This is a genomic window from Bradyrhizobium cedriense (genome assembly GCF_054602315.1).
This window is the reverse complement of sequence record NZ_JBTSWB010000008.1, coordinates 256037-277903: the sequence shown is the minus strand read 5'-3', so window position 1 is coordinate 277903 and position 21867 is coordinate 256037. Positions and strand designations below refer to the sequence as shown.

16 protein-coding genes are annotated in these 21867 nt (G+C 64.9%); 13 read left to right on the top strand and 3 right to left on the bottom strand.

Going from position 1 to position 21867, the window contains the following annotated elements; genetic code table 11:
- Positions 1–21 precede the first annotated feature (21 nt).
- The 6 genes from ACYCVF_RS29145 (at position 22) to ACYCVF_RS29120 (ending at position 5850) form a co-directional block, all read left to right on the top strand.
- A complete protein-coding gene (locus ACYCVF_RS29145) occupies positions 22–1233 on the top strand; it encodes a sialidase family protein (protein WP_459595443.1) in 1212 nt (403 codons plus the stop codon).
- Complete coding sequence (locus ACYCVF_RS29140) at positions 1230–1727, top strand: TlpA family protein disulfide reductase (protein ID WP_459596438.1); 498 nt, start codon at positions 1230–1232, stop codon at positions 1725–1727. The genes ACYCVF_RS29145 and ACYCVF_RS29140 overlap by 4 nt, the downstream gene beginning before the upstream one ends.
- A gap of 27 nt (positions 1728–1754) precedes the next feature.
- Positions 1755–2291 (top strand): copper chaperone PCu(A)C, encoded by a 537-nt coding sequence (locus ACYCVF_RS29135; RefSeq protein WP_459595444.1) that lies wholly within the window; start codon positions 1755–1757, stop codon positions 2289–2291.
- A gap of 173 nt (positions 2292–2464) precedes the next feature.
- A complete protein-coding gene (proS, locus tag ACYCVF_RS29130; RefSeq protein WP_459595445.1) occupies positions 2465–3784 on the top strand; it encodes a proline--tRNA ligase in 1320 nt (439 codons plus the stop codon).
- Positions 3785–3857: 73 nt separating this feature from the next.
- On the top strand, positions 3858–5138 hold the full coding sequence (locus tag ACYCVF_RS29125) for a lipoprotein-releasing ABC transporter permease subunit (RefSeq protein ID WP_459595446.1): 1281 nt from the start codon (positions 3858–3860) through the stop codon (positions 5136–5138).
- A 7-nt stretch (positions 5139–5145) separates the two neighbouring features.
- Entirely contained in the window at positions 5146–5850 is a 705-nt protein-coding gene (locus ACYCVF_RS29120; protein WP_459595447.1) for an ABC transporter ATP-binding protein, read from the top strand.
- 61 nt (positions 5851–5911) lie between these two features.
- On the opposite strand, the gene ACYCVF_RS29115 is transcribed toward ACYCVF_RS29120, so the two are convergent.
- Positions 5912–7240, bottom strand: coding sequence for a hypothetical protein (locus ACYCVF_RS29115; RefSeq protein WP_459595448.1), 1329 nt, complete (start codon positions 7238–7240; stop codon positions 5912–5914).
- Positions 7241–7465: 225 nt separating this feature from the next.
- Between ACYCVF_RS29115 and ACYCVF_RS29110 the strand changes: the two genes are divergently transcribed.
- The gene (locus ACYCVF_RS29110; RefSeq protein WP_459595449.1) at positions 7466–10615 is read left to right on the top strand and encodes a GAF domain-containing protein; all 3150 of its coding nucleotides are present in this window, start codon (positions 7466–7468) and stop codon (positions 10613–10615) included.
- Positions 10616–10662: 47 nt separating this feature from the next.
- Here the strand turns inward: ACYCVF_RS29110 and ACYCVF_RS29105 are convergent, their stop codons facing one another.
- Together ACYCVF_RS29105 and ACYCVF_RS29100 are read right to left on the bottom strand one after the other, a co-directional pair.
- Positions 10663–10911 carry a DUF3551 domain-containing protein gene (locus ACYCVF_RS29105; RefSeq protein WP_459595450.1) on the bottom strand — a complete coding sequence of 83 codons (249 nt, stop codon included), beginning with the start codon at positions 10909–10911 and terminating at the stop codon, positions 10663–10665.
- A gap of 1 nt (position 10912) precedes the next feature.
- Positions 10913–11221, bottom strand: a complete 309-nt coding sequence (locus tag ACYCVF_RS29100) for a DUF3551 domain-containing protein (protein WP_459595451.1) — start codon at positions 11219–11221, stop codon at positions 10913–10915.
- Between the two features lie 254 nt (positions 11222–11475).
- Between ACYCVF_RS29100 and ACYCVF_RS29095 the strand changes: the two genes are divergently transcribed.
- The 6 genes from ACYCVF_RS29095 (at position 11476) to ACYCVF_RS29070 (ending at position 21783) form a co-directional block, all read left to right on the top strand.
- Positions 11476–12201: an outer membrane protein gene (locus ACYCVF_RS29095; protein ID WP_459595452.1), complete on the top strand. Its 726-nt coding sequence runs from the start codon at positions 11476–11478 to the stop codon at positions 12199–12201.
- Between the two features lie 473 nt (positions 12202–12674).
- On the top strand, positions 12675–16178 hold the full coding sequence (dnaE, locus tag ACYCVF_RS29090; protein ID WP_459596440.1) for a DNA polymerase III subunit alpha: 3504 nt from the start codon (positions 12675–12677) through the stop codon (positions 16176–16178).
- 130 nt (positions 16179–16308) lie between these two features.
- Positions 16309–17043: a carbonic anhydrase gene (locus ACYCVF_RS29085; protein WP_459595453.1), complete on the top strand. Its 735-nt coding sequence runs from the start codon at positions 16309–16311 to the stop codon at positions 17041–17043.
- Between the two features lie 162 nt (positions 17044–17205).
- The gene (locus ACYCVF_RS29080; RefSeq protein ID WP_459595454.1) at positions 17206–17733 is read left to right on the top strand and encodes a DUF2846 domain-containing protein; all 528 of its coding nucleotides are present in this window, start codon (positions 17206–17208) and stop codon (positions 17731–17733) included.
- 235 nt (positions 17734–17968) lie between these two features.
- The gene (locus ACYCVF_RS29075; RefSeq protein WP_459606431.1) at positions 17969–20578 is read left to right on the top strand and encodes a caspase family protein; all 2610 of its coding nucleotides are present in this window, start codon (positions 17969–17971) and stop codon (positions 20576–20578) included.
- Between the two features lie 209 nt (positions 20579–20787).
- Positions 20788–21783 (top strand): 30S ribosomal protein S2, encoded by a 996-nt coding sequence (locus ACYCVF_RS29070; RefSeq protein WP_459595455.1) that lies wholly within the window; start codon positions 20788–20790, stop codon positions 21781–21783.
- Positions 21784–21867 lie beyond the last annotated feature (84 nt).

Here is a 21867-nt window from a genome sequence, read left to right as displayed (position 1 = left end):
GATATCGAAGGGAGCAGGGCCATGATCCGAACTGGCCTGCTCGGTATCGTCGCTCTCTCATTGCTGCAAGGTGCGGCGCTCGGACAGATGCGCGCTCCGCATGCGTCCGAAGCGGCGTGTGAGGAGCCCACGCTGCGCTGTGCGACCAAGGTGACGCCCGCATTCGCTCCGAACGGAGCGCTGTGGCTGGTCTGGATGGCGGGCGGGCAGGTCTCGGTCGCGAGTTCGCAGGATGCGGGCCGCAATTTCTCGGTCCCCGTCCAGGTCACGACAAAGCGGCTGAACCTCGATTGGGGGCCGGATGCGCGCCCGAAGATCGTGGTCGATCGCAAGGGCGGCATTGCCGTCGCGTTCTCGATCTTCAGGGACGAAGCCTTCAACGGCCAGGTGCTTTACACGCGTTCGGCCGACGGCGGGAAAAGCTTCGCGGAGCTGAAGCCCATCACCGCAAACAATGAGAGCCAGCGTTTTGAAGCCTTGGCCCTCGATCAGGACGGGACTGTCTTCGCGGCCTGGCTCGACAAGCGCAATCGTGTGCCCGCAAGGGAGGCGGGACGGAAGTACGAGGGAGCAGCGCTGTTCTTTGCCGCGTCCGGCGATGGCGGCGCCACCTACACCGAGGCCCGTCTCGCGCAGGAGGGCACCTGCGAGTGCTGCCGATTAGGGCTGGCGTTCGCGGCCCCGGGGCGGCCGGCCGTGATCTTCAGGAACATTTTCGAAGGCGGCGTGCGCGATCATGCCGTCATGACCTTCACTGCAGTCTCGACACCAGGCGAAATCCGTCGGGTCAGCAACGACGATTGGCAGATCAATGCCTGCCCACACCACGGGCCCAGCCTCACCATCGGGCCGAACGGAACCTATCACGTCGCCTGGTACACGAACGGGAAGGCGCGGAAGGGATTGTTCTACGCCCACTCGCGCAACGAGGGCCGCACATTCTCTGCGCCGATGGCGCTGGGACGGCCGGATCGCAATCCGACGCGCCCCTTCGTGCTTTCGGCCCCGGCGGCAACGGTGATGGTGTGGAAGGAGTTCGATGGCGAGAAGACGGCGGTCCAGATGATGATCTCTCATGACGATGGTGAGACCTGGTCGCTGCCGAAGGCGATATCGAGCACGACCGATACTTCCGATCATCCCTCACTCGTCTCCGATGGCAAACAGGTTTACCTGTCATGGATGACGAAGGCGGATGGCTATCGCCTCACAGCGATCGAGGACCAACCATGAGACGTCGATTTGCAGCTATTCTGGGTCTTGCTATCCTGATCGCCTCAGCGTCTGCGCTCGGGGCGCCTCCGGCGCTCAAGCCGTTCGAACGAGGCACCTGGCATAGCTTGCTCAGGGGGCATGCGGACCGCCCGACGCTGGTACACTTCTGGGGCGTGACCTGCGGACCGTGCAAGGTCGAACTACCGCTGCTTGGGAAGTTTGCGAAGGACCATCCGGAGATCGATGTCGTCACGATCAGTGCCGATCTCGTGCCGAACCTGCCGGCCGCGACACAAGCGATGCTCGACAAGGCGGGACTGTCGTCGGCCGAGAATTTCATTTTCAACGACGGCTTTGTCGAGCGATTGCGATTCGAGATCGATCCGGCCTGGCAGGGCGACATCCCCAGGACGATGCTCATTTCTCGGGACGGGGTCGTTACGACAATCGAAGGCTCCGCCGAAATCGCCGATCTGGAAAAATGGTCGGCGCAGCAACTCTCCAAAAACTGAAGTCCAGTCTGCAAAAGGAATATCGATATGAAGACCAAGTTGAACGATGTGCTGCTCGCTGCGTTCGCTCTTGCACTCTGCGCGACGCCGGCGGCCGCCGAGGACGTCAAGGCCGGCGATCTCGTCATCTCGCAGGCGTGGAGCCGTGCGACACCGGGCGGTGCGAAGGTCGCCGGCGGCTATCTGATCATCGAGAACAAGGGAGCGGCGGCAGACAAGCTCGTCAGCGTGTCCGCCGAGATCGCAGGCAAGGCAGAAATCCACGAGATGGCCATTGACAACGGCGTGATGAAGATGCGCCCGCTGGACAAGGGTCTCGTGGTGGATGCCGGCAAGACGGTGAAGCTCGCGCCCGGCGGCTATCATCTGATGCTCCAGGAGCTCAAGGGCCCGTTCAAGCAGGGCGACAAGGTGCCCGTCACGCTGCAATTCGAGAAGGCCGGCAAGGTCGCCGTCTTCCTCGACGTCCAGGGTGTCGGTGCGCAGGCGCCGGGCGATGCTGGGCATTCCGGTCATATGGACATGAAGAAAATGCCGGATCATTCGGGAATGAAAATGAAGTGAGACTGATCTTTCACGTCACATCGCCGTAAGGCACGCCTCGAGCCGAACGTTGAGTCGACGGAAAAATGATGAGGAATTTCGCCGTGTTAGCGGGTTTTCCTCATTCCCGGTCTTGTGTTTTCGCTCTCAATCCGGTTTCACTGCAAGCGATCACTGATTCCCAGAGTATTGCCATGCGGTTGTCGCGGTTCTTTCTGCCCATCCTGAAGGAAAACCCGAAAGAGGCGGAGATCGTCTCGCACCGGCTGATGCTGCGCGCGGGCATGATCCGGCAGGAGGCGGCCGGCATCTATGCCTGGCTGCCGCTCGGCTTCCGCGTGCTCAAGAAGATCGAGCAGATCGTGCGGGAGGAGCAGGACCGGTCCGGCGCGATCGAGGTCTTGATGCCGACCTTGCAGCTCGCCGACCTCTGGCGCGAGAGCGGCCGCTACGACGCCTACGGCCCGGAGATGCTGCGCATCGCCGACCGCCACAAGCGCGAGCTCTTGTACGGGCCGACCAACGAGGAAATGATCACCGAGATCTTCCGCGCCTACGTGAAGTCGTACAAGAACCTGCCGCTCAATCTCTATCACATCCAATGGAAATTCCGCGACGAGCAGCGTCCGCGGTTCGGCGTGATGCGTGGCCGCGAGTTCCTGATGAAGGACGCCTATTCGTTCGACCTCAACGAGGCCGCGGCGCGGGTCGCATACAACAAGATGTTCGTCGCCTATTTGCGCACGTTCGCGCGGATGGGCCTGAAGGCGATCCCGATGCGCGCCGAGACCGGCCCGATCGGCGGCGATCTCAGTCACGAGTTCATCGTGCTGGCCGAGACCGGCGAGTCCGGCGTGTTCATCAATCGCGACGTGCTGGACCTGCCGGTGCCGGGGGAGGACGTCGATTACGAGGGCGACCTGACCCCGATCATCAAGCAGTGGACCTCGCTCTATGCCGCGACCGAGGACGTCCATGACGCCGCCCGGTTCGAGCAGGAGGTGCCCGTGGACAAGCGGGTGAACACCCGTGGCATCGAGGTCGGGCAGATCTTCTATTTCGGCACGAAATATTCCGAACCGATGAAGGCACTGGTGGCCGGGCCTGACGGCATCGACGTGCCGATCCATGGCGGCTCCTACGGCGTCGGCGTCTCGCGCCTGCTCGGCGCCATCATCGAGGCTTGTCACGACGATGCCGGCATCAAATGGCCGGAAGCCGTTGCGCCGTTCCGGGTGTCGATCCTCAACCTCAAGCAGGGCGATGCCGCGGTCGATGCGGCCTGCGAGAAGCTCTATGCGGAGCTCACCGCCAAGGGCGTCGACGTGCTCTACGACGACACCGACCAGCGCGCCGGAGCGAAATTCGCGGCCGCCGACCTGATCGGCATCCCCTGGCAGATCATGATCGGGCCCAAGGGGCTCGCCGACGGCAAGGTCGAGATCAAACGGCGCAGCGACGGCGCCCGCGAGACCATGTCGCCTGCTGACGCGGTCGCCCGGCTGGTCGGCTGAATATTGTTCATCGCGCGATATCGCGGCCGCCAATCCGGCCACAATTGACCCCGAATCATGGGATTATCGAGCGATGGATGAGGCCATGACCGAAACCGTGCAAACCGCGCCTTTTGCGCCCTTCGAGTGGATGCTGTCGGCGCGCTATTTGCGGGCGCGCCGCAAGGAGGGATTCATCTCGGTCATCGCCGGGTTCTCCTTCCTCGGCATCATGCTGGGCGTCGCAACGCTGATCATCGTCATGGCCGTGATGAACGGCTTCCGCAAGGAACTGCTCGACAAGATCCTCGGCCTCAACGGCCATATCCTGGTCCAGCCGCTGGAGTCGCCGCTGACCGACTGGAAGGATGTCGCCGACCGCCTCAGCCAGGTTGAGGGTATCCGCCTCGCAGCCCCGGTGGTGGATGGCCAGGCGCTGGCATCGTCGCCGTGGAACGCCTCGGGCGTCCTGGTGCGCGGCATCCGCTCCGACGACCTCAACAACCTCACCTCGATCGCGAAGAACATCAAGCAGGGTTCACTCGAGGGCTTTGACGAGGGGCAGGGCGTGGCGATCGGACGGCGCCTCGCCGACCAGCTGTCGCTGCATGCCGGCGACAGCGTGACGCTGGTGGCGCCGAAGGGTGCGGTGACGCCGATGGGCACGACGCCGCGGATCAAGCCGTACAAGATCGTCGCGGTGTTCGAGATCGGCATGTCCGAATACGATCTCGGCTTCGTGTTCATGCCGCTGGCCGAGGCGCAGGCCTATTTCAACCGCAGCAACGACGTGACCTCGATCGAGGTGTTCACCACCAATCCCGACAGGATCGACGCCTTCCGCAAGGCGGTGACGGAAGCGGCGGGCCGGCCGGTCTTCCTGGTCGACTGGAGGCAGCGCAACTCGACATTCTTCAACGCGCTCCAGGTCGAGCGCAACGTGATGTTCCTGATCCTGACGATGATCGTGCTGGTCGCGGCGCTCAACATCGTCTCCGGCCTGATCATGCTGGTGAAGGACAAGGGCAGCGACATCGCGATCCTGCGCACGATGGGCGCCTCGCAAGGCTCGATCATGCGGATATTCCTGATCACCGGCGCCTCGATCGGCGTCGTCGGTACGCTGGTCGGCTTCTGCGTCGGCCTCGTGATCTGCCTCAACATCGAATCGATCAGGCAATTCCTGTCCTGGATGACTAGCACCGAGCTGTTTTCGCCGGAGCTCTACTTCCTGTCGAAGCTGCCCGCCGAGATCGACGTCGGCGAGACCACAGCGGTCGTCATCATGGCGCTGACGCTGTCGTTCCTGGCGACGCTCTATCCGTCGTGGCGCGCCGCGCGTCTCGATCCCGTCGAAGCGCTGCGGTACGAGTGAGGGGCTGATGGAGCAGCAGCAGGGGGCGGAAGATGTACCGGTCATTTATCTCCACGAGATAAAGCGGCAGTACCTGCAGGGCGAGGTGCCGCTGACGATCCTCGACGGCGCCAAGCTGGCGCTGTGGGCCGGCCAGTCGGTCGCGCTGGTGGCGCCGTCCGGCTCGGGCAAGTCGACGCTGCTGCACATCGCAGGGCTGCTCGAGGCGCCCGATTCCGGCGAGGTCTATGTCTCGGGCGCGCCGACCTCGCAACTGCCCGATATCGAGCGCACCCAGCTGCGCCGCACCGATATCGGCTTCGTCTACCAGTCGCACCGGCTGCTGCCGGAGTTCTCGGCGCTGGAGAATGTCATGCTGCCGCAGATGATCCGCGGCCTGAAGAAGTCCGAGACCGTCAAGCGCGCCAAGGAGATCCTGGGCTATCTCGGCCTCGGTGACCGCATCACCCATCGTCCCGCCGAATTGTCTGGCGGTGAGCAGCAGCGCGTCGCGATCGCACGCGCGGTTGCGAACGCCCCTCGCGTGCTGTTTGCGGACGAGCCGACCGGCAATCTCGACCCGCATACCGCGGACCATGTGTTCCAGGCCTTGATGCAGCTCGTCAAGGCAACGCGGGTCTCGATGCTGATCGCGACCCACAACATGGAGCTCGCCGGCCGCATGGACCGGCGCGTCTCGCTGTCGAACGGCCAGGTGGTCGAGCTCGACTGAGAGATCCGCAGCACCGCGTCGGGCTTCAAGACCATGAACCATCCGACCAAGCCGGCGTTGCTCATTGCTCCGTTTGCGCTTGCGACGGCGCAGCCGAAGGCGTTGCGCTGAGGGGCGTCGTTGCTGTCCAGGGATTCGTGGGCCATCCAGTGGCCTGCCAAGGAGCCGATTGCTGAACCATCGTCGGCCAGGGGCTGATCGGGCTGAGCGTCGACGAGGCGCAGGATGATTTGAGCTGGGCCCACATTGAGGCCAGGCCCGTCAGATCGATGTCGAAATTCGTGATGTCGGTCTTGTCGTCCGGCAGCGGCGTGGTTTCGCGGACACGCAGGGTCCGGGACGCCAGTATCGCCTTGATCATGCCGGCATCGATGCTGCCGCGCCAGACCTCGTACTTGCCGGACCGCAACGCAGACCCTCCAGCCGCCCGGTCCGTGTCGGCGTCGGCCGTCATCAGGATCGTACTCTTGCCGGCGGTCGTCTCCTCGGTCTCCGCGAAGAAGGTCAACGGCACGCCCTTGGTGCTTTCGCAGGACAGGCGCCACTCCATCGTGCGGAATGAGGAGCCGTTCTCCTTCTTCAGCATCGCGACCTTGCGGATGAACGGCCGGACCTCTTTCCCCAGCTTCCACGTCGTCTCGGCGAGCGGTCGCGCGTCGATGCCGAAACGATAGAGCTCGGATCGCGTGAGCACGTGCAGGTTCTCGAACTTCACGGTCCGGATCAGAGCATCGAGTTCGCGGCTGATGCCCATCGCTGCGATGAACGCGGTGCGATCGCGATCAGCCGACAACATCCGGCGCTGCCTGTATTCCGCGACCGCCTCAGGTGGCGGATTTCCACGAAAGGCGAGGACCAGCCTCGAGTTATGGACTGCCAACACCGCGTCGGGGGCGACTTCGCGCGACGTCGCTCCGAGAAAAAGGTAACCGCAGGCGGAGTTGCACATCGCACGGTAAGTGGTGAGCTCGGCCTCGACCTCGCCGCCTGCGTTCTTGAGCTTCAGGCAGGCGGCGTCCGCCTGCGTCCCCCCGGCGCACGCGCTCGCGATCGTCCGGCCAACCCTTGCGATCGCCTTGCGGCCGCGCAGCAACCGCCCGATCAGGTAGGACTGCTCCACGTTGCCGCCGGGCGAATGGAGATAGATCGGGCGCTGCGTGTCCTTGATGCCGGCTAGGAAGCGTCGAACGCGCGGGGCCGCGTCCCGATCGATCTGGCCCTCGACGGCAATCCAGCGGTCGCAGCCCGGCCCGCAAGCGTCGGGAGCGCCTTTGGCGAGATAGATCGTCAGCGTGGAGGCAAATCCGGCTTTTTCGGCCGGCGTTCCCTGAGCATGCAATGTGCCTGACATCGACAGCGAGGCAACAAGAAACAGAATACGAGCAAGCATGAAGCGAAGAGGCCGCGCACGGTGAGACCAGGTGCCAACGCTACACGACAACGAGCGACGTCACAATCTTCGGTGGCACGTCGGGCGTGGCGTGCGATGCCGTCAGCAAGAGGTCGGCCGAAGCACGGTTAGCCAGCCTCGCGGCCGGGAACCTAAATGCCGCCCTGGGGTTACCGGTTCATCGGTGTGTTTGGTGGAGAGAGGGAATTGTCCGGGGGGAGGCCGATGACGACGGCGAGCGGGGCGCCCTCGGTCGACCGTAACGCCGTCTTAGCCACCCTCGGCGACTACATTCGGGAGATCGGCAATCCGGACGATCTCGCCTACGCGGCGGCAGAGCTGCTTGGCCGCAGCCTGAACGTCAGCCGGGCAGGGTACGGTACGGTCGATCCATCGGCTGAAACCATCACCATCGCCCGCGACTGGAACGCGCCAGGCATATCGAGCCTGGCGGGGGTGCTGCGATTCCGCGACTACGGCAGCTACATCGAAGATCTGAAGCGGGGCGAGACGGTCGTCTGCGCCGATGCGGAAAAGGACCCCCGCGTCGGCGACCGCGCTCGGGCGCTCGAAGCCATTTCTGCGCGTGCGCTGGTCAACATGCCGATCTCCGAGCCGGACGGCGTTGTGGCGTTGCTCTACCTCAACAACGCCAGGCCTCGCGAATGGAGCGCCGAAGAGCTCGAGCTCATTCGGGACGTGGCCGAGCGCACGCGCACGGCCGTGGAACGCCGCCGCGCCGAGAAGGCGGTGCGGGAGAACGAAGCCCGTCTGCTGTTCCTCGACACGCTCAACAGGGAGACCGCCAGGACTCGCGATGCGGACGGCATCATGGCGGTCACAACCAGGATGCTCGGTGAGCATCTGGGCGTTTCCAACTGCGCTTACGCCGACATGGATGCCGACCAGGACGGCTTCACCATACGCGGCGATTGGGCGGCGCCCGGTGCGATGCATATTCTCGGCCACTACAGCCTGGCCGACTTCGGCAAAAAGGCGGTGAGAGAACTGAGCGCCGGCAGACCCCTCATCATCAACGACAATCTGAAAGAGATCGCGCCCGAGGAAGCCGCCGCGTTCCAGAAGATCGGGATAGGCTCGACCATCTGCATGCCCTTGGTCAAAGAGGGGCAACTCACGGCGTTGATGGCGATCCATCACCGGGGCCCGCATAGGTGGACGCCGCGCGAACTCGCTCTGCTCGCAGAGGTCACCGAACGATCATGGGCCCATATTGAGCGCGTTCGATCGGACCAGGCCGCATGGGAGGCTGCCGAACGACTGGTCCTCGCGAACAAGGCGGCCGGCATCGGCACTTGGGACTACGATCCCGTCAACGACGTTCTCCGATGGGACAACCGCTGCAAGGAGGTGTTCGGCTTATCGCCGGACGCCGAGGTCAGCTATGAAGGGGCCTTCCTGAAGGGAATTCATCCCGACGACAGGCAGCGCGCCCACGAGGCGGTATCGGCATCCCTGTCGCCTCATTCTCCGACGACCTACAACATCGAATATCGAACCGTCGGGATAGAGGATGGCGTCGAGCGCTGGATTGCCGCGACCGGTCAGGCCATCTTCTCCAATGGCCAGGCCGTCCGATTCATCGGGACGGTTCTGGATATCTCCGCGCAAAAGAAGACCGAGCGCCATCTCAGAATACTGAACGATACCGGGGCGTCGGTCGCGCGCGAGCGCGACCTCGAGAGGATCGTTCAGATCGTGACGGACGCCGGCGTCGAACTCACGGAGGCCCAGTTCGGCGCTTTCTTCTACAACGTCCTCTCACCGGACGGCGGCAGCTACATGCTCTACTCGCTGTCCGGCGCGCCTCGGTCGGCCTTTGAAAACTTCCCGATGCCGCGCAACACCGCCGTGTTCGAGCCGACGTTCAAGGGCACGGGCGTGGTGAGGTCCGACGATATCCTCGGGGACTCGCGCTATGGCAAGAACGCGCCGCGGAAAGGCATGCCCGAGGGCCACCTACCGGTCCGATCCTATCTGGCGGTTCCCGTGATCTCGCGAACGGGCGAGGTTCTCGGCGGGCTCTTCTTCGGTCATGCCGAGACGGCCAAATTTCAGGCGGAGCACGAGGCCGCGCTGCTCGGCATTGCCGGCCATGCGGCGACGGCGATCGACAACGCGCGGCTTCTCACGCGGCTCGAGGCGCTCAATGCCGAACTGGAGCAACGTGTCGCCGACGAAATTGCCGAGCGCATGAAGACCGAGGAGCAACTCCGGCAATCCCAGAAGATGGAGGCCGTCGGGCAATTGACCGGAGGGATCGCGCACGATTTCAACAATATGCTGGCCGTGATTCTCGGCAGCTTGAATCTCGCCAAACGGCGGATCGGCAAGGGAGAGGTCAACATCGACCGCTTCATCGAGGGCGCCATCGACGGCGCGAACCGCGCAGCCACTTTGACGCAAAGGCTGCTCGCGTTCTCGCGGCAACAGCCCCTCGCGCCCGAAATCGTCGACATCAACAAGATGGTCGGCGGGATGAGCGAGCTGCTCGAGCGATCGCTCGGCGAACTCATCCGCCTCGAGACGGTTCTGGCGGCCGGCCTCTGGCGCGTCAAGGCGGACCCCGCCCAGCTGGAGAGCGCTGTCATCAACCTCGCGGTGAATGCGCGCGATGCCATGCCAAAGGGCGGCAGGCTGACGATAGAAACCAGCAACGCCTCGATAGATCCAAAGTATGCTCGCGAGTATGCACTATCGCCCGGGCAATACGTTCTCATTGCCGTGACGGACAACGGCACGGGAATCCCGGCCGATGTGCTCGGAAAGGTCTTCGACCCGTTTTTCACGACCAAGATGGTGGGCAAGGGCACCGGCCTCGGTCTCAGTCAGGTCTACGGCTTCGTGCGCCAGTCGGGCGGCCATGTCAAAATCTACTCGGAGGTCGACGTCGGCACGACCGTGAAGATCTATCTGCCGCGCTTCGCGGGCGAGGAGACCGTCTCGGCCGTGCCGCAAGGAGCCACGCATCCCGGTGCAATCCATCAGCACGAGACCATTCTCGTCGTGGAAGACGATGAGCGCGTCCGCAGCATCTCATCCGAGAGCCTGCGCGAGCTCGGCTATACGGTCATCGAAGCCGCGAGCGCCAAGGACGCCATCCGGACGATCGACAGCGGGCTCGTTCCCGATCTGCTGTTCACCGACGTCGTCATGCCCGACATGACGGGCGCTGAACTTGCAGCCGAGCTGTCGAAACGACACCCGGAGCTGAAGGTGCTGTTCACCACCGGCTACACGCGAAATGCAATCGTTCACAACGGCATGCTCGATGCCGGCAAGCACCTGCTTTCGAAGCCGTTTGCGATCGAGGACCTGGCCGCCAAGGTCCGCAATCTGCTCGACGAGAGTTGACACTTCGCCAGGCAGTCTGGTTCGCGTTGGATGTCAGCTCGCTGAGCCTATCGGCTGCGCCTCGACCCGCGAGCTGATTTATCCCGAACGAAATACGGGTTCACGACACAACTCGCAGAGCGCCCAACGGCGAGATATCGGCACTGTGGAAGCGAACTGTAGCGGCAGTCGAAATAGCCGACGGGGCCGTAGATCTGCATGCAGACCGGATAGTCCGGATCATAGGTCTGCGCGTCAGCGCATCCGCTGTTCAAAAGTGCGGCGATCGCGATCAGTGCGAGGCGGGCGCGGCGCATTTCAGCGTGGGAGGAAGTAGCCCGGCGCCTGCGCGCGCGGACGATTCTGATACGCGTAGGGGTCGTCGCTCTGCCCGACGAAATACGGATTGGCGATGCAGGTCAGCGCACGTCCGGATGCGCTCGCCTGACACTGCGCGTAGGTGTCGAACCTGCAATTGCTCAGTCCCGGCCATTCATCACCGGTGAGGCAGAACGGATGATGCTTGCCGAATGCGCGCGCCGGCGTGCTTGCAGCCGATGCGAGTGCGAATGTGACGAATGCGAGCGAAAGTGTGGCGACAATGGGCAGGGGAACTCGACGGCGCATTTCGATTCTCCGTTCACGCGAATGTGCACGCGACGTTCGCACGCGCGCACCCGGTTTGTGTGCTGTAGTCGACATTGGAACTCATGAAAACCCTTGTTTCAAAGGGTTTCCAGCGCCCGCTGCTAAACGTTCGTTAATGAAACGAGGCCCTTTGACTATGACTGTTGCGTCGTGGCTACAGCAATTCCATCGATCGCTGTTATGACGACGCAACGGCCCGGGGGCCTTACTGAAGAAACTGGAACGGGAACCAAATGAAGAAGAATGTTTTGCTCGCCGCTGTCAGCCTCGTCGCGCTCAGCGCGGCTGCGCCAGCGCTGGCTGCTGACCTCGCAGCGCGGCCGTACACCAAAGCTCCGCCGGCTGCGATCGCTGCCGTCTACGACTGGAGCGGCTTCTACATCGGCGTCAACGGCGGCGGCGGTTCGGCAGATACGTCGTGGGATCTCGTCGGCTTCGGCCCCGAAGGCTCGCACAACTCGACCGGCGGCACGGTCGGTGGTCAGATCGGTTATCGCTGGCAGACCGGCCAGTTCGTTTTCGGTATTGAAGGCCAGGGCAACTGGGCCGACTTCTCGGGCGACAATATCAGCCTGGTCGCTCCCGGCAATCGTAACCGGACCCGGGTGGACGCCTTTGGGCTCATCACCGGTCAGGTCGGCTATGCTTGGAACAACGTCCTGCTCTACGCGAAGGGCGGTGCGGCTGTTGTCAGCAACAAGTACGACGTCTACAGCATTGCCACGGGCGCGAACCTCGATCGGGCCGACGAGACCCGCTGGGGCGCTACCGTTGGCGCAGGCCTGGAGTTCGGTTTCGCTCCGAACTGGACCGTCGGCGTCGAGTACAACCACATCTTCATGGGCGACCACAACGTCACCTTCGCCAGTGGCGCCGTGGACCGCATCAAGCAGGACGTCGACATCGGTCTCGTCCGCCTGAACTACAAGTTCGGCGGCCCGATGCTGGCCCGCTACTAAGACGAACCGCTTCTCAGGAAGCAATCGTCGAAAAGCCCCGGCGCACAGCCGGGGCTTTTTTATTGCGCTAAATCAACTAGTTAACCATGTCCTTTCGGGCGATTTGAGATGGCTTGACTCCTGAGAACAAAATAAGAACAATGTTCTTCATACGTTCCAACAAGGGGAGCAGGCCATGTTCAGGGTTTTCGTGGAAGAGGCTGCCGCGCTGGCGTCCATCACACTGTTCGTCGGAATGATCGCGATCTGGGCTCAGGTGATTCCGCAGCTCTAGACGGTCAGCTTGCTGCGGCCTTTGGGGAAAAGCGGGATGACGTGTCCGATCGGCCGCTCCGGCGTGGACTCCGGAGCAGTGACGCCCCACCATTGCGAGGCGAGTCGGCCGGGCGATGCAGGATGCTCTCGTGGTCTCCCTGACATCCCCTGGCGCCGGCGACCGCTCCATCTCATCTGCAAGAGGCCGTCACGCGACCATGCCGAGCGCCGGATTTGTCCACCTTCACGTTCACTCGGCCTATTCGCTGCTCAAGGGCTCGATCAAGATCGCCAAGCTCGCCGAGCTTGCGAAGAAGGACCACCAGCCCGCGCTGGCGCTGACCGACACCGACAATCTGTTCGGTGCGCTGGAATTCTCCGACAAGATGGCGGGCTCCGGCATCCAGCCGATCGTCGGCTGTGAGCTGGCGATCGATTTCGGCGATCAGGATCCGAACGCGCGCAACGCGATGGGGCCATCGCGGGTGGTGCTGCTGGCGGCGCAGGAGCGCGGCTATCGCAGCCTTATGCGGCTCAACTCGCGCGCGTTCCTCGAATCGCCAGACAGCCATGCTCCGTTCATCAGGTTCGACTGGCTCGAGGGCGAGACCGAGGGCCTCATCGCGCTGACGGGCGGACCGGACGGGCCGATCTCGCTCGCGCTCGCCGGCGGTCATGCCGAGCTCGCCGCGATGCGCTGCGAGCGTCTGGCCGGCCTGTTCGGTGACCGCCTCTACATCGAATTGCAGCGTCACAACGCCGAAAAGGAGCGGCGCGTCGAAAGCGGCTTGATCGACATCGCCTACGCCAAGGGATTGCCGCTGGTTGCAACCAACGAGCCGTATTTCGCAACGACCGACGATTACGAAGCCCATGATGCGCTGCTGTGCATCGCCGGCGGGCGGCTGATCGCCGAGACCGAGCGCGATCAGCTCACGCCGGATCATCGCTTCAAGACGCGCGCCGAGATGGCGGTGCTGTTCGCCGACATTCCGGAGGCGCTGGCCTCCACCGTGGAGATCGCCGAGCGCTGCTCGTTCCGGCCGATGACGCGCAAGCCTATTCTGCCGTTCTTCACCGTCGGCGCCGCATCGAGCTCGGATGCGGCAGCAGTAGAGGCCGCCGAACTGAAGCGGCAGGCGGAGGAGGGGCTCGCCAACCGCCTGCGCGTCCACGGCCTGTCGCTGGGCACGACGGAGGAGACCTACGCCAAGCGGCTCGCCTTCGAGCTCGACGTCATCACCCGCATGAAATATGCGGGCTACTTCCTGATCGTCTCCGACTTCATCAAATGGGCGAAGTCGCAAGGCATTCCGGTCGGACCTGGCCGCGGCTCCGGCGCCGGCTCACTGGTCGCATGGGCGCTGACGATCACCGATCTCGATCCGATCAAGTTCGGCCTGCTGTTCGAGCGCTTCCTCAATCCCGAACGCGTGTCGATGCCGGACTTCGACATCGACTTCTGCCAGGATCGCCGCGGCGAGGTGATCCAATACGTACAGCAGCGCTATGGCCGCGATCAGGTCGCGCAGATCATCACCTTCGGTACCCTGCAGGCGCGCGGCGTGCTGCGCGACGTCGGTCGCGTCCTCCAGATGCCCTATGGCCAGGTCGACAAGCTCACAAAGCTGGTGCCGCAGAATCCTGCTGCACCGGTGACACTGGCAGCCGCGATCGAGAGCGAGCCGAAGCTCCAGGCGTTTCGCGACGAAGACCCGGTGGTGGCGCGCGCCTTCGACATCGCGCAGCGCCTCGAAGGCCTGACGCGCCACGCCTCGACGCATGCGGCCGGCATCGTGATCGGCGATCGCCCGTTGAGCGAGCTCGTGCCGCTCTACCGCGATCCCAAATCCGACATGCCGGTGACCCAGTTCAACATGAAATGGGTCGAACCGGCCGGCCTCGTGAAGTTCGACTTCCTCGGCTTGAAGACGCTCACTGTCCTCGACGTCGCCGTAAAGCTGCTCAGGCCGCGCGGCATCCATGTCGATCTCGCGACGCTGCCGATCGATGACGCCGAGAGCTATCAGATGCTGGCGCGCGGCGATGTGGTCGGCGTGTTCCAGGTTGAAAGCCAGGGCATGCGGCGGGCGCTGATCGACATGCGCCCCGACCGTTTCGAGGACATCATCGCGCTGGTCGCGCTCTATCGTCCGGGTCCGATGGCGAACATCCCGACCTATTGCGCGCGCAAGCACGGCGACGAGGAGCCGGAATATCTGCATCCGGTGCTGGAGCCCATCCTCAAGGAGACCTTCGGCGTCATCATCTACCAGGAACAGGTGATGCAGATCGCGCAGGTGATGTCGGGCTATTCGCTCGGCGACGCCGACCTGTTGCGCCGCGCCATGGGCAAGAAGATCCGCGCCGAAATGGACAAGCAGCGCGACATCTTCGTCGCGGGCGCTGTGAAGCACGGCGTGCCGAAGGGGCAGGCCGAGACCATTTTCGAACTCTTGGCGAAGTTCGCCGACTACGGCTTCAACAAGAGCCACGCGGCGGCCTATGCGCTGGTATCCTACCACACCGCCTACATGAAGGCGCATTATCCGGTCGAGTTCATCGCCGCGTCGATGACGCTCGATCTCAACAACACCGACAAGCTCTCCGAATTCCGCTCCGAGGCGCAGCGCCTCGGCATCAAGGTCGAGCCGCCCAACATCAACCGCTCGGGCGCGACCTTCGAGGTCGGCGAGAACACGATCTACTACGCGCTCGCCGCGCTCAAGGGCGTCGGCATCCAGGCGATCGAGCAGATCGTCGCGGAGCGGACGAAGAACGGCCTGTTCACCTCGCTCGCCGATTTCGCCGCCCGGGTCTCGCCGCGCGCGATCAACAAGCGCATCATCGAAAGTCTCGCCGCCGCCGGCGCCTTCGATACGCTGGACCCGAACCGGGCGCGCGTCTTTGCCGGTGCCGACTCGATCCTCGCCGCGTGCCAGCGCGCGCACGAGGCCGCGACCATCGGCCAGAACGACATGTTCGGCAGCGCGGCCGATGCGCCGACCATCATGCTGCCGCAAGTCGAGCCGTGGCTGCCGGCCGAAAAACTCCGCCGCGAATACGACGCGGTCGGCTTCTTCCTGTCCGGCCATCCGCTCGATGATTACGCCACCGTACTCAAGCGGCTGCGGGTGCAGAGCTGGGCCGAGTTCTCGCGTGCGGTGAAGACTGGTGCGACGGCCGGAAAGGTCGCCGCGACCGTGGTCTCGCGCATGGAGCGGCGCACCAAGACCGGCAACAAGATGGGGATCATGGGCCTGTCCGATCCGACCGGCCATTTCGAGGCGGTGCTGTTCTCCGAAGGCCTTGCGCAATACCGCGACGTGCTGGAGCCGGGCGCGGCCGTGCTGCTCCAGCTCGGTGCGGAGCTGCAGGGCGAGGACGTCCGCGCCCGCGTGCTGCACGCCGAGCCGCTCGATGACGCCGCTGCCAAGACGCAGAAGGGCCTGCGCATCTTCCTGCGCGACACCAAGCCGCTGGACTCGATCGCCAAGCGTCTCGCAGGCCCCGACATGGCCGTCCCCAACGGCGGCGCGCCGAAGGTCGGCAGTCCCGGCATCGCCCCGCGCTCCAACGGAGACGGCGAGGTCTCGCTGGTGATGATGCTCGACCTCGAGACCGAGGTGGAGATGAAGCTGCCCGGCCGCTTCAAGGTCTCGCCGCAGATCGCCGGCGCGATCAAGGCGGTCGCGGGCGTCGTGGATGTGCAGCAGCTCTGACGTTGCCTGCGGCGCCGCAAACCAAAGCTTAACTATCCGGCCCGCACGTGGTTTCGGACTCGCTCGAGCGCAGCTATCAGTTGTTGCCTCGACAATCTCGTTCCGCGGGAAAACAGGAAGAACAACAACCATGTGCGACAAATGCTCTGAAAAACTGCATCAACGTGTTGCTCCCTCCCGGCGCTCCATGATGCTCTTCGCCGGCTCGGCACTCGCGGCGGCGGCGTTTGGCGGGTCCGCGTGGGCCAAGGAGCCCCCGAAGCCGCAGAACGTGCTGTCGCCCGATGCGTCGCTGAAGCGGCTGATGGAAGGCAATACACGCTACGTGTCGGGAGTGTCGCGCCGCCACGACTTCAAGCACGAGCGCGAGGCATTGGTCGGCGGTCAGAATCCCTACGCGGCCGTCTTGAGCTGCGCCGATTCGCGTATCGCGCCCGAATATGCCTTCGACAGTGGACGCGGCGACCTGTTCGTGTGCCGCGTCGCCGGCAACTTTGCCGGCGACGAGACCGTTGCTAGCATGGAGTACACCGTCGCCGTGCTCGGCACGCCCCTGATCCTGGTGCTCGGCCATGACAATTGCGGCGCCGTCGACGCGACGATCAAGTCGCTGAAGGACGACAAGCCGTTGCCAGGTCACATTCCCTCGCTCGTCGCCGCGATCACGCCGGCGGTGAAAACGGCGGCCCAGCAGAGCGGGAACGCACTCGACAATGCCATTCGCCAGAACGTCATCGACAACGTTGCCAAGCTGAAATCGGCGGCCCCGATCCTCAACGCGGCGGTCGAGCAGGGCAAGCTCAAGGTGGTCGGCGGCATCTATCGGCTAAGCACGGGGACCGTCGAATTGCTTGCCCAGGGCTGAGCCACCTTCTGGAGCATCGCGGCCGGTGGTCGCGCCTCTTTCCAGCAGAGGCCGGCCGCCGGGCATAGGTCCGCGCCATCCGCACAGTCGTCGTCGGATGTAGTTGCAACCTGTCGCTGATTCCAGCTAGCATGCATCCCGGGGAATGGACTGGGGTGTGCGATGCTGCGACGAGCCGCGTTGTTGCTGGCCGTTGGTGCGATGCTGGTGGGCTGTGTCAGCAATCAGGTCGGGACCGACTTTGCGTCTGTATCAAGGAAGGTCGGGCCTCCGCGCGCCGGGCATTCGCGCGTCGTTCTGCTCCAGGACAAGAGGAATGGCCTCAGCATGCAGATCTGCGCGTGCGAGGTGAAGCTCGACGGCGCACCGCTCGGCAAGGTCGTGGCCGGGAAATATGTCTATGCCGATCGACCGGCGGGTCGGCACGAATTGCTGGTGACCGAGCTGATGTTTCCGGGCGACACCAAGCGTGAGATCGTGATGGAAGCCGGTCGCACGCACTTTTATCTCATCAAGAGCAGCCCCAGGCACGATGCCGCGACAGGCGGCGCGATCCTCGGCGGCCTGGCCGGGCTTGCCGTCGTTTCCATCGCAACGGCGGGAGAAGCCAATCCCGGGCCGGCCGAACTGGTTGCGCTGGACGAGGCGACCGCGCGAACAAAGCTCGCCGAGTTGCAGGCCGTGGAGTAAGGGGCGCTGCCCGGCGCTGTTCGATCTGATCGCACAGGGCAGGGACCTGAAGAGGACTTGCGCCGTCTCGACGTTGGCTTGAGGCCTGATGGGAGCCGACGCCGGCAGCGGCGTGGCCACGCCATCGCCTCAATCCGAGCTTTTCGTTGTTCAAGCCTTTCGTTCAACCGCCGTTCAGCCGGCTGCGCGCCTCATGCGTGGTGGCACCTCAACTGCAATAGCGGGCAAGCAAGCCATGCGTGGAACGCTCAAAGCCTTCATCCGCCTTCTGCTGCCGATCGTGGTCCTTGCCGTCGTCGCGCCGGACCAGGCCCGCGCGCAGCAGCCGGAGAAGCGTATCGCACTCGTGGTCGGCAACGGTGCCTATTCCAAATCGCCGCTGGCAACGACGGCCAATGATGCCGGCCTGATCGCGCAGACGCTCCAGGCGGCAGGCTTCGACGTGGTCGGCGCGCGCGATCTCGACGGCGACACGCTGCGCAAGAGCTTGCGCGATTTCATCCAGAAGGCCCAGGCCTCGGGACCGGGCACCGTCGCGATGATCTATCTCGCCGGCTACGGCGTGCAGCTCGCCGGCGAGAATTATTTCGTCCCGGTCGATTCCAGCATCACCCGCGACACCGACATACCGACCGAAGCCCTGCGCATCAGTGATTATGTGCGCCAGCTCGCGTCCATTCCGCTCAAGGCCAACATCGTCGTGCTCGACGCGGCCCGCGCGCAGCCCTTCATCGAGGGCGGTCAGCCGATCGCGAGCGGTCTGGCGCTGGTGGAGCCCGAGGCGAACATGCTGATCGCCTTCAACGCGGCGCCCGGCACGGTGGCGCCGGTGGAGCCGGGTCCTTACGGCATCTATGCACAATCGCTCGCCGAGATGATCCGCACCGGCGGACTGCCGCTTCCCGAGGTGTTCGACCGGGTTCGCCTGCGTGTCAACGAAGCCAGCAAGGGCGCACAGGTGCCCTGGAACGAGCAGAAGATATCGGCGCAATTCTCGTTCTTCGAGCGCGGGCCGGACGCGCCGCCGCCGGAGACTGCGCCCGATCAGGTCGCCGCGATCCGCAACAAGCCCATCCGCGATCTCGGCGTGCAGGATGCCTATGCCGCCGCGCTCGAGCGCGACACGCTGGCAGCCTATGAGGAGTTTCTCGCGGCCTATCCGAGCGATCCGCTGTCGAAGCGCGTCATGGCAATCGTCGCCGCGCGCCGCGAAGCCATCACCTGGCGGCGGACCTACCGGACCGATACGCCGGAGGCTTATTGGTCGTATCTGCGCCGCTATCCGCGCGGTCCGCATGCGGCGGATGCGCGCCGGCGCCTTGCGATCCTCACCGCTCCGGCCGAGCCGCCGCCGACCTTTGCGATGATCGACTACGACGTTCCGCCACCGCCGCCGGAGGAGGTTGTCTATGTCGATCGCCCGGTGCTGTATTTCAGCGATCCCGATTTCGGCTTCGCGCCGCCACCGCCGCCGCCAGTGTATTATCTGCCGCCGCCGCCACCGGATTTCGTCGTGCTGCCGCCGCCGCTGCCGGTCGTAGGCCTGTTCGTGCTGCCGCAGCCGGTGTTCGTGCCGATCCCGGTGTTCGTCAGGCCGCCGATCTACGTCGCGCCGCCGCCGAACAACATCATCTACCGGAACATCCACAATACGACGGTCATCAACACCGTGATCAATCGCCCGCCGGTGCCGCCGCCGTCTGCCGGACCGGCGCCCGGACCCGGCAATCTGGCGCCGGCAGTTGCGGGCCGTGCCACGCCGGCAGGTCCCGCCGTGCCGCAGGCGGTCGCACAGCGCGCCGCCCTGATCCAGCAGGGCAAGGCGCCAATGCCGCCGAGCGCAACGATCCAGCCGGCGGTGAGGCCAGGTATCCCGACTCCGACTCCGGCCAATGTTGCTCCTGCCACGACACCGCAGCCGCCGGCCGCGGCGAAGCTGCCGGAGGGCAATACCTTGCCCGCACCGGGAGCTCCCGGCAGCCCGCCGGCCCCGGCGGCGCCCGGAGCTGTCCCGCTGAACGGCACGCCCAGTCCGACGGTGACGGCTCCCGCCGGCAACGCTCCAGCTGCGACACAACAACCACCGGCGCCGGCCAAGCTGCCGCAGGCCAACACGTTGCCGATGCCCGGAAGCCCGGGCGGACCGCCTTCCGCCGGGGCAGGGGCAGCGCCCGGGGCTGCCCCGTCTCATGGCAAACCGGCTGCAACTGTCACGGCGCCCAAGGGCAACGTCCCGCCGGCGCAGCCGAATGCAGCGACCGCCACGCCTCCACCCGCTTCCGGCGGTTCAAGGCCGCCGTCCGCGGGGCTGCCCAGGCCCGGTGCATCGACACCGTCCGCGACCGACCTGCGCGGCAGGCCGACGGGCGCACAGCCGGGCGTTTTGCCGCCCCCGAGCGCGGCCCCCGGCAAACCGGCGGTCCCGGCCACAGCCAAACCCGCGACGCCTCCGCCGCCGCCAGTGGCGGCCCGGGGGCCCTCCGGAGTTCGGGATCACCGGCCCTCGCCACCGCCGCCGCAGGCCGTCAGGCCCGCCGCGCCGCCACCGCCTCCTCAGGCCCTGGCGAGACCGACTCCGCCGCCTCCGCCCCGGATCGCACCACCTCCGCCGCCGCGAGCTGCGCCTCCGCCCGTGGCCGTGGTTCGCCCCGCACCACCGCCGCCGGTTGCACGGCCGGCGCCACCTCCGCCTCCGATGGCGCGGCCTGCGCCACCGCCACCTCCTGTCGCGCGGCCTGCGCCGCCTCCCATGGCGGCCGCGCCGCCGCGCGCGGCACCGCCTCCGCCAGCGCGGCCGGCGGGCCCGCCGCCAAAGACCTGCCCGCCCGGCCAGCCGAGGTGCTAGAGACTCGAGGGCAGGCCGGTTTGGACGCGATGGGAGCTTGCGAGTCTCCCAAACGCCCCCTTATTTCCTTGCTTCTGGCCAAAATGGCGCTATATAGCGCGCCATCTCACACGGAAACATGGCTCACAAGGCCGTCCGGTGGCAGCCGGGGCGAGAACGCTCCGTTTTGCTCACACGTTTCCGGAGGAACCAACCGGAGAATTAGAACGATGGCGCTACCCGACTTCACCATGCGTCAGCTGCTCGAAGCTGGCGTGCACTTTGGTCACCAGTCTCACCGCTGGAATCCGAAAATGGCTCCGTTCATTTTCGGCACCCGCAACAACATCCACATTGTCGACCTCGCCCAGACCGTGCCGATGCTGCACCAGGCCCTCCAGGCCGTCAGCGACACGGTGGCCAAGGGCGGCCGCATCCTGTTCGTCGGCACCAAGCGCCAGGCGCAGGACGGCGTCGCGGACGCGGCCAAGCGCTGCGCGCAGTATTTCGTCAATTCACGCTGGCTCGGCGGCACGCTGACCAACTGGAAGACGATCTCGGCCTCGATCAAGCGCCTGCGTCACCTCGACGACGTGCTCTCGAGCGGCGATGCCAGTTCCTACACGAAGAAGGAGCGCCTGACGCTGCAGCGTGAGCGCGACAAGCTCGACCGTTCGCTCGGCGGCATCAAGGACATGGGCGGTCTGCCCGACCTGATCTTCGTGATCGACACCAACAAGGAAGACATCGCGATCCAGGAAGCTCAGCGGCTCAACATCCCGGTCGCTGCGATCGTCGACACCAATTCGGACCCGAAGGGCATCACCTATGTGGTGCCGGGCAATGACGATGCCGGCCGCGCCATTTCGCTGTACTGCGATCTCATCGCGCGTGCGGCGATCGACGGCATCTCGCGCGCCCAAGGCGATTCGGGCATCGACGTCGGTGCCTCGGCCCAGCCGGTCGTCGAAGATTTGCCGGCGCCCTCGTCGAGCGGCTTCCAGGGTCTTGCAGGTCCGCGCGGCACCGCCGACGACCTCAAGAAGCTCCCGGGCGTGTCTGGCGCGATCGAGAAGAAGTTCAATGACCTCGGCATCTTCCACTATTGGCAGCTCGCCGAGCTCGACCACGACACCGCGCATACGATCGGCGAAGAAGTCGGTCTGCCGAGCCGCGCGGACGCCTGGGTGGCCAAGGCCAAGGCGCTGACCGCGGAAGCGGAATAGTCAAAAAGAGCGATGGGTTGGCCGGATAGGATCCGGCCACCATTTCAGTTGACGCGAATTCCTGAGATGGACCGCGGCGGGGCG